13 protein-coding genes are annotated in these 11,998 nt (G+C 64.6%); 12 read left to right on the forward strand and 1 reads right to left on the reverse strand.

The genetic code is table 11. From position 1 onward, the window contains the following. Window positions 1–3 precede the first annotated feature (3 nt). From SUTH_RS17275 to SUTH_RS17310, 8 genes are all read left to right on the forward strand, one after another. On the forward strand, window positions 4–1,455 hold the full coding sequence (locus tag SUTH_RS17275; protein WP_041101028.1) for an RNA polymerase factor sigma-54: 1,452 nt from the start codon (window positions 4–6) through the stop codon (window positions 1,453–1,455). Window positions 1,456–1,481: 26 nt separating this feature from the next. Further along, a complete protein-coding gene (hpf, locus tag SUTH_RS17280; protein WP_041101030.1) occupies window positions 1,482–1,796 on the forward strand; it encodes a ribosome hibernation-promoting factor, HPF/YfiA family in 315 nt (104 codons plus the stop codon). Between the two features lie 143 nt (window positions 1,797–1,939). After that, entirely contained in the window at window positions 1,940–2,398 is a 459-nt protein-coding gene (gene ptsN, locus SUTH_RS17285) for a PTS IIA-like nitrogen regulatory protein PtsN (protein ID WP_041101032.1), read from the forward strand. Further along, window positions 2,383–3,336, forward strand: a complete 954-nt coding sequence (gene hprK / locus SUTH_RS17290) for an HPr(Ser) kinase/phosphatase (protein WP_041101034.1) — start codon at window positions 2,383–2,385, stop codon at window positions 3,334–3,336. Before ptsN ends, hprK begins: the two co-directional genes overlap by 16 nt. Before the next feature lie 74 nt (window positions 3,337–3,410). Further along, the gene (locus tag SUTH_RS17295) at window positions 3,411–3,788 is read left to right on the forward strand and encodes a hypothetical protein (protein WP_041101036.1); all 378 of its coding nucleotides are present in this window, start codon (window positions 3,411–3,413) and stop codon (window positions 3,786–3,788) included. A 129-nt stretch (window positions 3,789–3,917) separates the two neighbouring features. Next, window positions 3,918–4,163 (forward strand): hypothetical protein, encoded by a 246-nt coding sequence (locus tag SUTH_RS17300; protein WP_041101038.1) that lies wholly within the window; start codon window positions 3,918–3,920, stop codon window positions 4,161–4,163. Window positions 4,164–4,218: 55 nt separating this feature from the next. Continuing rightward, window positions 4,219–4,776 carry a PadR family transcriptional regulator gene (locus SUTH_RS17305; RefSeq protein WP_041101040.1) on the forward strand — a complete coding sequence of 186 codons (558 nt, stop codon included), beginning with the start codon at window positions 4,219–4,221 and terminating at the stop codon, window positions 4,774–4,776. Beyond that, the gene (locus SUTH_RS17310; protein WP_041101042.1) at window positions 4,773–6,803 is read left to right on the forward strand and encodes an NADPH-dependent 2,4-dienoyl-CoA reductase; all 2,031 of its coding nucleotides are present in this window, start codon (window positions 4,773–4,775) and stop codon (window positions 6,801–6,803) included. Before SUTH_RS17305 ends, SUTH_RS17310 begins: the two co-directional genes overlap by 4 nt. Window positions 6,804–6,807: 4 nt before the next feature. On the opposite strand, the gene SUTH_RS17315 is transcribed toward SUTH_RS17310, so the two are convergent. Then, the gene (locus tag SUTH_RS17315) at window positions 6,808–7,851 is read right to left on the reverse strand and encodes a substrate-binding domain-containing protein (RefSeq protein WP_052473754.1); all 1,044 of its coding nucleotides are present in this window, start codon (window positions 7,849–7,851) and stop codon (window positions 6,808–6,810) included. Between the two features lie 122 nt (window positions 7,852–7,973). Here SUTH_RS17315 and SUTH_RS17320 point away from each other — a divergent pair, with 122 nt between their 5' ends. The 4 genes from SUTH_RS17320 (at window position 7,974) to SUTH_RS17335 (ending at window position 11,909) form a co-directional block, all read left to right on the forward strand. Further along, a complete protein-coding gene (locus tag SUTH_RS17320; protein WP_041101044.1) occupies window positions 7,974–8,678 on the forward strand; it encodes an ABC transporter permease in 705 nt (234 codons plus the stop codon). 13 nt (window positions 8,679–8,691) lie between these two features. Beyond that, entirely contained in the window at window positions 8,692–9,378 is a 687-nt protein-coding gene (locus SUTH_RS17325; RefSeq protein ID WP_052473755.1) for an energy-coupling factor ABC transporter ATP-binding protein, read from the forward strand. Next, window positions 9,375–10,196, forward strand: a complete 822-nt coding sequence (locus SUTH_RS17330; protein ID WP_052473756.1) for an extracellular solute-binding protein — start codon at window positions 9,375–9,377, stop codon at window positions 10,194–10,196. Before SUTH_RS17325 ends, SUTH_RS17330 begins: the two co-directional genes overlap by 4 nt. Before the next feature lie 81 nt (window positions 10,197–10,277). Further along, window positions 10,278–11,909, forward strand: coding sequence for an ABC-F family ATPase (locus tag SUTH_RS17335; RefSeq protein WP_041101046.1), 1,632 nt, complete (start codon window positions 10,278–10,280; stop codon window positions 11,907–11,909). The last annotated feature ends 89 nt before the right edge of the window (window positions 11,910–11,998 follow it).

Here is an 11,998-nt window from a genome sequence, read left to right on the forward strand (position 1 = left end):
GCTATGAGGCAGGGACTCCAGCTCAGGCTCTCGCAGCATCTGGCACTGACGCCGCAGTTGCAGCAGTCGATCAGGCTGTTGCAGTTGTCGACGCTGGAACTCAATGCCGAGATCGATCAAGCCCTGCAGGACAATCCCCTGCTGGAGCGCGACGAACCCGAAGAGCCGGCTTTCAATCCCTCGGCAGATGCGCTGGCGACGCCGCAGACCGTCACGCCGACCGACAGCGACGAACGCCTGGAGCCGCGCGGCGGCGATGATGAAGGTTGGGGCATGGATTTTTCCGGCAGCCACGGCCAGCGCGATCCCAACGATGACGACCTCGACAGCGGCGAATCCCAGGCCGCGTCCGTTTCGCTGCGCGAGCATCTGGGCGAACAGCTGGCCATGACCCAGTTGCCCGACCGCGAACGGGCGCTGGCCGGATTTCTGATCGAAGCCCTGAACGACGACGGCTACCTGACGCAGCCGCTGGACGAATTGATCGACCTGCTGGTCGCCGACGAAGATGGCAATGGCGAAGTGCGCGAGGCGCTGCTGGAAGAACTCGGCATCGCCCTGCGCCATTTGCAGAACCTCGATCCGCCGGGCATCGGCGCGCGCAATGCGCAGGAATGCCTGGCGCTGCAACTCAACTGCCTGCCGCCTTGCGCGACCCGCAGCCTGGCGCTGGCCATCGTTGCCGATCATCTCGACCACCTCGCTGCGCGCGACTTTGCGCGCATCAAAAAGTCGCTGGGCTGCGACGACGACGAACTGCGCCTCGCGCAAACCCTGATCCGCTCGCTGAATCCGCGCCCCGGCGCGCAGTACGCGCCGGTCGATACGCGCTATGTGGTGCCCGACGTATCGGTGAAAAAGCTGCATGGACAATGGATCGTCAGCCTCAACCGCGACGCCATGCCGCGCCTGCGCATCAACCGCCTCTACGCCGACATCCTGAACCGCCATCGTGGCGGTAACGGCTCGTCCACCGGGCTCGCCACCCAGTTGCAGGAAGCCAAGTGGCTGATCAAGAATGTCCAGCAGCGCTTCGACACCATCCTGCGCGTATCGCAGGCCATCGTCGATCGCCAGCGGGCCTTCTTCGACCACGGCGAAGTGGCGATGCGGCCGCTGACCCTGCGCGAGATCGCAGAGACCGTCAAGCTTCACGAATCGACGATTTCGCGCGTGACGACGCAGAAGTATCTGGCCAGTCCGCGCGGCGTCTATGAACTCAAATACTTTTTTGGCAGCCACGTCGCCACCGATACCGGCGGCGCGGCTTCCTCAACCGCAATTCGGGCGCTGATCAAGCAATTGGTCGGCGCCGAGGACGGCAAGAAGCCGCTCTCGGATGCCCGTCTTGCGGAAATCCTCGGCGAGCAGGGCATCGTCGTGGCACGTCGCACCGTAGCGAAGTACCGCGAACTGCTCGGCATACCGCCGGTCAACCTCAGAAAAGCACTCTGAGAAATCACTTCTGACAAGGAGACATCATGAACCTCAACATTACCGGCCACCACATCGAAGTCACTCCGGCCATTCGCGAATACGTCACGGGAAAGCTCGAACGGGTGCTGCGGCATTTCGATCAGGTGACCAGCTCGCACGTCATCCTGTCGGTTGAGAAACTGCAACAGAAAGCCGAAGTAACCCTTCACGTCAAAGGCAAGGACATCTTTGCCGATGCTACCGACGCCGACCTGTATGCCGCGATCGACCTCGTGGCCGACAAGCTCGATCGCCAGGTCGTCAAGCACAAGGAAAAAGTCTCCAATCACAACCACGACAAGCGTCAGCAAGCCGAATAGGCCAGGCGTCGATGGCGGCAAGCGGACAGCGGCGGGATATTTCCCGCACGCCTGCACCGGAAACGGTATCCGCCGGATAGCGTTATACTGCGCGCCGCCTCCGCCTCCGCTCATTTGCCCGCCATTCGCCGATTGCTTCCACCATGAATCAGATCGCCCGCCTGCTGCCACTCGACAATGTGGTGGCCAATCTCGACGCCAGCAGCAAGAAACGCGTATTCGAGCAGGCGGGCATTCTGTTCGAGAATCGTCAAAGCGTCGCTCGCAGCACGGTCTATGACGCCCTGTTTGCACGCGAAAAACTGGGTTCCACCGGACTCGGCCAGGGCATCGCGATTCCCCATGGGCGCATCAAGGGCCTCAAGGCCCCGATCGGTGCGTTCTTTCGCCTCATGTCGCCGGTGCAGTTCGACGCCCCCGACGGCAAGCCGGTCGAACTGATTTTTGTGCTGCTGGTCCCGGAAGCCGCCAACGAACATCACTTGCATCTGCTCTCCGAACTGGCGCAAATGTTCTCCGACAAGAACTTTCGCGAGCAACTCGCTACCGTTCCGGATGCCGCTGCGTTGCATGGCCTCTTCGCCAATTGGGCCGCCAACTAGTCGTTTCCCAGCTGTTTGAACGCAACCGCGAGCGGCTCCAGCTCTCGTGGGTGAGCGGCCCCATGACACGGGCGATTTGCACCACGGAGCATGTGGTTTCACCTGCCGACCTCATCGGCCACCTCAATCTGATGCATCCGGAACGCCTGCAGGTGATCGGCACGCCGGAAGTCGCCTGGGCGGCCCGCCACACGCCGGAAAAGGTGGCGCACCACATGCAGGAAATCTACAACGCCAAGCCGCCGGCAATCATCGTCGCCGACGGCTGCACGATCAGCGACGAAGTCAGCAAGGGCTGCGAAGACTCCGGCACGCCATTGCTGCAAACGCCGCTTTCCTCGGCGTTCGTGATCGACACCCTGCGCACCTTCGTCTCGCGCCAGCTGGCCGAAACCGGAACATTGCACGGCGTCTTCATGGACGTGCTGGGCATGGGCGTGCTGATCACCGGCGATTCCGGCGTCGGCAAGAGCGAGCTCGGCCTCGAACTGATTTCGCGCGGGCACGGCCTGGTCGCCGACGACGTGGTCGATGTCTCGCGCATCGGCTCGGATACGCTGGAAGGTCGCTGCCCGGAGCTGCTCAAGGACTTCCTTGAAGTGCGGGGGCTGGGGTTGATCAACATCCGCACCGTTTTCGGCGAGACCTCCTGCCGGCGCAAGATGCGCCTCAAACTCATCGTGCACCTGCAAAAGCCGACGCCCGGCGTGCCGGATGCCGCCCGCCTGCCGCTCGATGCGCAGACCGAAACCATCCTCGGCGTGCCGATCCGGCGCGTCACCATCCCGGTCGCCGCCGGCCGCAACCTTGCGGTCTTGCTCGAAGCGGCGGTACGCGCCACGGTGCTGAAACTGCGCGGCATCGACAGCATGCAGGAATTTGTCGAGCGCCAGGAAGCCGCCCTCCGGGCCGATAGCGGACAGGACCCGGTCAACTAAGCCGGCGAAGCAGCGTTAGAGAAGTACGGCAACTTGAACGCTTGTTGCCGCCCATACAACCAAGGAGAACCAGAATGCGCAAACTGATCGCCATTGCTTTGACCACGCTGTTCGCTGCCAACGTCGCCTTTGCCGCGGCCGCCAAGGACGCCCCGGCGGCTCCGGCCAAGGCAGCTGAACCGGCGAAGGCGGCCGAAGCCGCGAAGCCTGCTGCTGCCCCCGCCAAACCCGCCGCCGCAAGCGACTGCGAAGCGAAGGCGGTAAGCAAGGATGGCAAACCGCTCGCCGGCGCCGCCAAGGCCGCTTCGATCAAGAAGTGCGAAGGTGCCGGCAAGCCCGCCGAAGCCAGCGGCTGCGAAGCCAAGGCCGTGAGCAAGGACGGCAAGCCGCTCGCCGGCGCCGCCAAGGGTGCCTTCATGAAGAAGTGCGAAAAGGACGCGAAGGCCAAGTAAGCCGCTTCCGCCCCATCGAACGCCGGCCCTGCAAAGGGCCGGCGTTTTTGCTTGTGTCCGCGCCAAAGCTGCGGACGGTATCCCCGCGATCGGCGCTAAAATCCCTCGCCTATCCCTGCCGAACCCGCCATGAACCCATCCCCATCCCAGCCGCCCAAGTTCGAACCCGGTGGCGATCGCATCATCCTCGTCATCGTGCTGATCGTCGTCACGGCCCTGGGCGGCATGCTCTGGAGCTTTGTCTCGCGCCAGAGCGCGCCGCGCGACGCCCCGGGGATCAAGGCGCGTCACTTGCCGCCGTCGGAACAGCCCGCGCCGCCGCCGGCAAAGCAGGTCGCCGTGCCGCCAGCGCCGACTGTTCCCATGCCTCGCTGATTCACCCCTATGCAACGGGTTGCATTGCAACTCGTTGCATAGTATTGTGCGCGGCATGGCCCTCGACCACGCCCTGCTGGTATCCCTGCTCGAAAAGCCCAGTTCCGGTTACGAACTGGCGCGCCGCTTCGACCGTTCCATCGGCTATTTCTGGCACGCCACCCACCAGCAGATTTATCGCGTGCTGTCGCGCATGGAAGCCGCGGACTGGATCGCCGCCGAAGTCGAAGCCGGCGCAACCGCACCCGATCGCAAGGTGTTTACCGTCACTGCCGCAGGCCGCGCCGAACTTTCGCGCTGGATGGCGGAACCCGTCGAGCCGGAAGGCACGCGCGACGCCCTGATGGTCAAGCTGCGCGGCGCGGCCTTCGGCGATCCGCATGCCTTGATTACCGAACTCGAACACCATCGCGCTGCACACGCCAACCGCCTGACCGCCTACCGCGTCATCGAGGCGCGCGACTTTTCAGGCGCACTGGACCCCCAGCGCGCCTTGCAATACATGGTGCTGAAAAGCGGCCTGCGCTTCGAACTGGGCTGGCTCGAATGGTGCGAAGAGGCGCTCGACCTGCTGCGCAGCATAAAACAAGTCAAACGGAGGAAGACAAAATGAGCAATCCCTACCCGCACCTGCTGGCGCCGCTGGACCTCGGCTTCACCACGCTGAAGAACCGCGTCCTGATGGGCTCGATGCATACCGGCCTGGAGGATATCGGCAACAGCCACGACCGCATGGCGGCCTTCTACGCCGCGCGCGCCAGGGGCGGCGTCGGCCTCATCGTCACCGGCGGCTTCGCGCCGAACCAGGACAGCATCGTCATGCAAGGCGCCTCGATTCTCGACAACGAGACCGAAGCCGCCAGGCACCGCGTCATCACCGACGCCGTGCATGCCCACGGCGGCAAGATCTGCGTGCAGATCCTGCACACCGGCCGCTATGCCTACAGCAAGCGCCCCGTCGCCCCGTCGGCCTTGAAAGCGCCGATCAACCCGGCGACGCCACACGCCCTGACCGAGGAAGAAATACTCAAGACCATCGCCGACTACGCCCAGTGCGCGGCGATGTGCCAGTTCGCCAATTATGACGGTGTCGAGATCATGGGCTCGGAAGGCTACCTGATCAACCAGTTCATCGCGCCGCAGACCAACCATCGCGACGACCGCTGGGGCGGCAGCCTGGAAAACCGCATGCGCTTCGGCCTCGAGGTGATCCGCGCCGTGCGTGCCAAAGTCGGCGCCAATTTCATCATCATCTTCCGCCTCTCGATGCTCGATCTGGTTGAAGGCGGCAGCACCTGGGACGAAGTCGTCGCCATGGCCAGGGAAGTCGAGAAGGCCGGCGCCACGATCATCAACACGGGAGTGGGCTGGCACGAGGCGCGCATCCCGACCATCGCCACCATGGTGCCGCGCGCAGCCTACACCTGGGTCACGCGGCGCATGAAGGGCCAGGTGAAGATTCCACTGATCACCACCAATCGCATCAACGATCCGCAGGTCGGCGAAGACGTCATTGCCCGCGGCGATGCCGACATGGTCTCGATGGCGCGCCCCTTCCTCGCCGATGCCGAATTCGTGAACAAGGCCGCCGCCGGCCGCGCCGACGCGATCAATACCTGCATCGCCTGCAACCAGGCCTGCCTCGACCACATCTTTTCGCGCCAGTTGTGTTCCTGCCTGGTCAATCCCTTTGCCTGCCACGAACTGGACGTCACGGTCGAGCCCGCCGTCGCGCCGAAGCGCGTCGCGGTTGTCGGTGCCGGCCCCGCCGGCCTCGCTGCCGCAACACAACTCGCCGAGCGCGGCCACCGCGTCAGCCTGTTCGATGCCGCCGCTGAAATCGGCGGCCAGTTCAACCTGGCGCGGCGCATTCCGGGCAAGGAAGAATTCGGCGAAACCCTGCGTTACTTCGCCACGCGCCTGAAGGAATTGAAGGTCGATGTGCAACTCAATCGCCGTGTAGGTGTTGGCAACCCCGGCGCCGACTTGTCGGGCTTCGACCACGTCGTCGTCGCCACCGGCATCGTGCCGCGCACGCCGGCGATCCCCGGCATCGAGCACCCGAAAGTCACCAGCTACATCGACCTGCTCGAAGGCCGCAAGACCGCCGGCGGGAAGGTGGCGATCATCGGCGCCGGCGGCATCGGCTTCGACGTTGCCGAATACCTGACGCATGCGGGCGACCACGGCGATCCGATCGACGCCTACCGCAAGGAATGGGGCATCGACCCCGACTACCAGGATAAACGCGGCGGCCTGGCCACGCCGCAAATGGGACCCAGCCCGCGCGAAGTCTGGCTGTTGCAACGCAAGACCACCAAGGTCGGCGACGGCCTGGCCAAGACCACCGGCTGGGCGCGCCGCCTGCTGCTGCAAAAGCGCGGCGTACACATGCAGGGCGGCGTCGAATACCTGAAGATCGACGACGCCGGACTGCACATCGCGATCGATGGCAAAGAGAGCGTACTACCGGTCGATACCGTCGTCATCTGCGCCGGGCAGGAGCCGCGCCGCGAACTCGTTGCCGGACTCGAAGCCGCCGGTATCGAGCACACCCTGGTCGGCGGCGCCGATGTTGCCGCCGAACTCGATGCCAAGCGCGCGATCTGGCAGGCCACCGAGTTCGCTGTCGAGTACTGAGCCCTCAGATCAGAAACTCGCTCCACGCTGCCGGTGCGCGTACCGGCAGCGGTTCATATCCGGGCATGGCGGCCAGGCGCTGGCGGAAGGTATTGCCCTGCAGCCGCGTCAGAAACTGCTTGCCCTCCACGCTGTCCGCAACGGCGGAACGCATGGCGAAGCCGTAGCGTTCCCAGACCACGGGCACAAAACCGAGGTCGTAGCGAGCGGCGGCGGCCTCGATGCCGAAGCCGACATCGGCCTGCCCCGCGGCCACGGTAGCGGCGATCGCTTCATGGGTGAACTCTTCGTGGGCATAGCCGGCGATACTCTCCGGCCGCAGGCCATTGGCCGCCAGCAACTGGTCGATCAGGCTGCGCGTCCCCGAGCCGCGCTGGCGATTCACCATGCGCAGGCCGCGCTTCGATGCATCGGCCAGTGTTTGCAGCCGGTGCGGATTGCCGCGTGCGACGATCAGCCCCTGGCAGCGGCGCATCACCGGCACGCATGCATGCTGGGCCGGCTTCAGCCAACGGCCGAGCCAGGTCGTGACCTGTACCGCCGTCCAGTCTTCCGGCACATGGAATCCCGCAATATCGCATTCATCGCGCCCCAACCCCGCCAGTGCTTCTTCGCTGCCGCGCCAGAACAGCTCGAAAGGAATGCGGCGGCCATGCTCGACCCAGTCGGCCAGGGCCAGATCATGGCTCGCCGCCAGCCGCAGGCGCTCGGGTACGGTACGCACCACGGGCGCCAGCAACGCCTCCAGTCGGCGCTGCCATGGGATATGCGCAGCTTCCAGCGCCGGACGTGCCTCGGCGTCGAGCTGCACCAGGGCCTCGCCGAATTCCGTCAGACGGGTACCCCGGCCGCGCTCCATGATCACCAGAGCCGCGCCCAGAGCCTGCTCGCAGTCGCGCAACAAGCCCCACGCCGAACGGTAGGACATGCCGGCCTGCTTCGCCGCATTGCCCAAGGCTCCTTCCACTTCCAGCGCGGCGAGCAGGGCCAGCAAACGGCTGGTATCGACATCGTCCAGCAGCGGCCCGAAATCCCAAGCCCAGCGCAAACGTGGCAGAGGCGATTTCAGGCGAGATGTTGTTGCAGAAGACGACATATATGACCCCTTGTTTTCATAGCTTACGCTTGTTGGCCCATATGTAGCGAGCTGCATAGCTGGTACATCAACAAATGAATGGCTTCAGCGATCCCCTGATCACCGCCTGGCAGCTGGTTGCCGGCGCCGATGCGCGCCTGGCTGACATCGTCCTGCTCAGCCTGCGCGTCAGCCTCGCCGCTACCCTGATCGCCTGTGTGATCGGCATGCCGATCGGTGCCTTGCTGGCGGTCGGCCGCTTTCCCGGACGACGCACGCTGATCGTGCTGTTCAACGGCCTCATGGGCCTGCCGCCGGTGGTGGTCGGCCTGCTGGTGTATCTGCTGCTGTCGCGGGCAGGGCCGCTCGGGGCGTTCGGCTTGCTGTTTTCGCCGACCGCCATGGTGATCGCGCAAGCCGTGCTGGTGACGCCGATCGTCGCCGCGCTGACGCGTCAAGTGGTGGCCGATGCCTGGACAGAATACCGCGAGCAATTGCGTTCGCTCGGCGCCAGTCGTACCCGCGCCGCCGCCACCCTGCTCTGGGATGGCCGCTTTTCGCTATCGACGGCGGCACTGGCCGGCTTCGGTCGCGCCATCGCCGAAGTCGGCGCCGTGATGATCGTCGGCGGCAACATCGACGGCGTGACGCGCGTGATGACCACCACCATCGCGCTGGAAACCAGCAAGGGCGACCTGCCGCTGGCGCTGGCGCTGGGCGTGATCCTGATCGCCGTGGTGCTGGCGATCAATGCGGTGGCCTATGCCGTGCGCGGCTGGGCCGAGAGGAGCTGGGGATGAGGGCGGGGCTCACATGACTGCCTGGCTTGCCATCGAGCGCCTGGGCCTCACCGAAAACAGCACGCGCATCATCGATGACGTGTCGCTGCAATTCGAAGCGCAACGCACCGTCGTGCTCGGCCCCAACGGCGCTGGCAAGAGTACGCTGCTGCGACTGATCCACGGCCTGCTGCATCCGAGTAGCGGCAGCTTGCGCTGGCCGCAGCCCCTGACCCAGGCCATGGTCTTCCAGCGGCCGGTGATGTTGCGCACCACCGCGCTGGCCAACGTGATCTACGGCCTCAAGCTCCAGGGACATGCCGCGAGTGAATGCGACAAAAGGGCCCGGGCGGCACTGGCGCGCGTCGGTCTCGCGCAACTCGCACGGCGTCCGGCGCGGCTGCTCTCCGGCGGCGAGCAGCAGCGCGCGGCGCTGGCCCGCGCCTGGGCGCTGGAGCCCGAATTGCTGATCCTCGACGAGCCCACCGCCAGCCTCGACCCCGCCAGCAGCCGCGAAGTCGAACGCGTCATCAACGATATCGCCGCCGCCGGTACCCGCATCCTGATGACCACGCACAACCTGGCCCAGGCGCGACGCATTGCCGAGGAAATCGTTTTCATCGATCGCGGCCGGATCGTCGAACAGACGGCGGTCGCGAATTTCTTCACCCAGCCGCAGACTGAAGCGGCACAACGCTTTCTCCAGGAGGAAATCCCATGATCGCAGGTCGCCTGTTCCGTTCCGCCATCGCCGTCCTCGGTGTGCTTGCCGCCAGCGCAAGCCAGGCCCAGGACCGCTTCATCACCGTCTCCTCGACCACCTCGACCGAGCAGTCCGGCCTCTTCGGCCAACTGCTGCCTGCCTTTGAAAAGGCCAGCGGCATCAAGGTGCGCGTCGTCGCGCTGGGTACCGGCCAGGCACTCGATCTGGCGCGCCGCGGCGATGCCGATGTGGTCTTCGTCCATGACAAGGCCGCCGAGGAAAAATTCATTGCCGAAGGCTACGGCGTCAAACGCCAGGAAGTCATGTACAACGACTTCGTCGTGATCGGGCCGAAGGCCGATCCGGCCAAGGCGGCGGGCAAGGATATCCTCGAAGGCCTGCGCCGCATCGAGGCAGCCAAGGCAGCCTTCGTCTCGCGTGGCGACAAGAGCGGCACCCATGCCGCCGAACTGCGCTACTGGAAAGCCGCCGGCGTCGACCTCGACAAGGCCAAGGGACCCTGGTACCGCGACACCGGCTCGGGCATGGGCCCGGCGCTGAACACCGCAGCCTCGATGAACGCCTACATCCTCGCCGACCGCGGCACCTGGCTCTCGTTCAAGAATCGCGGCGATCTGGGCATCGTCGTCGAAGGCGACACCAAGCTGTTCAACCAGTACGGCGTGATCCTGGTCAATCCGGCGAAGCACCCTCACGTCAAGCAGGCCGACGGGCAGAAGTTCATCGACTGGGTGGTCTCGGCGGAGGGCCAGAAGGCCATCGCCGACTACAAGATCGGCGGCGAGCAGCTGTTCTTCCCCAACGCCCGACGCTGAGCGGACTGGGTTTGCAGCGGCGAGGGCAGTAGAATACGGCCCTCGCCGAATTTCCCCGGCGCATCAACCGGTTGCACTGCCATGCTCGTCGCATCAAACGTCACCATCCAGTTCGGCGCCAAGCCGCTTTTCGAAAACGTCTCGGTCAAGTTCGGCGAAGGCAACCGCTACGGCCTGATCGGCGCCAACGGCTCGGGCAAGACCACTTTCATGAAGATCCTGGCCGGCGTGCTGGAGTCTTCCGCCGGCAACGTCTCGCTCGATCCGGGCGAGCGCATGGCCTACCTCAAGCAGGACCAGTTCGGCTACGAGAACGTGCGGGTGCTCGACGTGGTGATGATGGGCCACGCCGAGATGTGGGCCTGCATGTCGGAGCGCGACGCGATCTACGCCAATCCGGATTCGAGCGAAGACGACTACATGCGCGCCGCCGAACTCGAATCGCATTTCGCCGAGTACGACGGCTACACCGCCGAATCGCGCGCCGGCGAGCTGCTGCTGGGCGCCGGCATCCCGATCGAGAAGCACAACGGGCCGATGAGCGAAGTGGCGCCGGGCTGGAAACTGCGCGTGCTGCTGGTGCAGGCGCTGTTCGCCAACCCGGACATCCTGCTGCTCGACGAGCCGACCAACAACCTCGACATCAACACCATCCGCTGGCTGGAGGACATCCTCAACGAGCGCGAGAGCACCATGATCATCATCTCGCACGACCGGCATTTCCTGAACCAGGTCTGTACCCACATGGCCGACCTGGATTACGGCACGATCAAGGTCTACGGCGGCAATTACGACGACTTCATGGAAGCCTCGACCGTCGCCCGCGAGCGCCAGGTCTCGGCCAATGCCAAGGCCAAGGAGCGCGTCGCCGACCTGCAGGGTTTCGTGCGCCGCTTCTCGGCCAACAAGTCCAAGGCGCGCCAGGCCACCAGCCGCCTGAAGCTGATCGAGAAGATCAAGCCGGAAGACATCAAGCCCTCGTCGCGCCAGTATCCGTGGATACGTTTCGACTTCGACGACAAGGAAAAACTGCACCGCCTGGCCTGCGAAATCGAGAATCTCGGCTTCGGCTACGAGCCGAAAGTGCCGATCATCAAGTCGCTGTCGATGAGCATCGAGGCCGGCGACAAGGTCGCCATCATCGGCGAGAACGGCGTCGGCAAGACAACCCTGCTGCGCCTGCTGGCCGGCGAGAAGCTGGGCGGTCTGACGCCCCTGGGCGGCCACGTCAAATGGGCCGAGAAGGCCCGTCCCGGCGTCTTCGCCCAGGACCACGCGGCCGACTTCGCCGCGAACACACCGCTCACCGAATGGATCGTGCAATGGGTGCGCGAAGGCGGCTATGACGGCGGCGACGTCGAAACCCTGGTGCGCGGCACGCTGGGCCGGCTGCTGTTTTCAGGCGACGAGGCGAAGAAACCGGTGAATGTGATTTCCGGCGGCGAGCAGGGCCGCATGCTGTTCGGCAAATTGATGCTGCTCCGAAACAACGTGCTGCTGATGGACGAGCCGACCAACCACCTCGACATGGAATCGATCGAATCGCTCAACAGCGCCCTGGAGAAATATACCGGCACGCTGATTTTCGTCTCGCACGACCGCGAGTTCGTTTCCTCGCTGGCGACGCGCATCATCGACATCAAGCCGGATCGCAGCATCGTCGACTACCGCGGCAGCTACGAGGAATATCTTTCCAGCCAGGGCCTGGGTTGAAGGCAGGAAGGCTTTGATCCGCAGATTACGCAGATTACGCAGATGGATTCAATGATGTTCATCTGTGAAAATCTGCGTAATCTGCGGAA

Source organism: Sulfuritalea hydrogenivorans sk43H (assembly GCF_000828635.1).
GTDB lineage: Bacteria > Pseudomonadota > Gammaproteobacteria > Burkholderiales > Rhodocyclaceae > Sulfuritalea > Sulfuritalea hydrogenivorans.

Bases quoted from the DNA above. Each gene is read 5' to 3' on its own strand.
- SUTH_RS17295 (WP_041101036.1), top strand. From the start codon at position 3,411: ATGCGCAAACTGATCGCCATTGCTTTGACCACGCTGTTCGCTGCCAAC.
- ptsN (WP_041101032.1), top strand. From the start codon at position 1,940: ATGAATCAGATCGCCCGCCTGCTGCCACTCGACAATGTGGTGGCCAAT.
- SUTH_RS17325 (WP_052473755.1), top strand. From the start codon at position 8,692: ATGACTGCCTGGCTTGCCATCGAGCGCCTGGGCCTCACCGAAAACAGC.
- SUTH_RS17300 (WP_041101038.1), top strand. From the start codon at position 3,918: ATGAACCCATCCCCATCCCAGCCGCCCAAGTTCGAACCCGGTGGCGAT.
- SUTH_RS17335 (WP_041101046.1), top strand. From the start codon at position 10,278: ATGCTCGTCGCATCAAACGTCACCATCCAGTTCGGCGCCAAGCCGCTT.
- SUTH_RS17330 (WP_052473756.1), top strand. From the start codon at position 9,375: ATGATCGCAGGTCGCCTGTTCCGTTCCGCCATCGCCGTCCTCGGTGTG.
- SUTH_RS17275 (WP_041101028.1), top strand. From the start codon at position 4: ATGAGGCAGGGACTCCAGCTCAGGCTCTCGCAGCATCTGGCACTGACG.
- SUTH_RS17305 (WP_041101040.1), top strand. From the start codon at position 4,219: ATGGCCCTCGACCACGCCCTGCTGGTATCCCTGCTCGAAAAGCCCAGT.
- hpf (WP_041101030.1), top strand. From the start codon at position 1,482: ATGAACCTCAACATTACCGGCCACCACATCGAAGTCACTCCGGCCATT.
- SUTH_RS17310 (WP_041101042.1), top strand. From the start codon at position 4,773: ATGAGCAATCCCTACCCGCACCTGCTGGCGCCGCTGGACCTCGGCTTC.
- SUTH_RS17320 (WP_041101044.1), top strand. From the start codon at position 7,974: ATGAATGGCTTCAGCGATCCCCTGATCACCGCCTGGCAGCTGGTTGCC.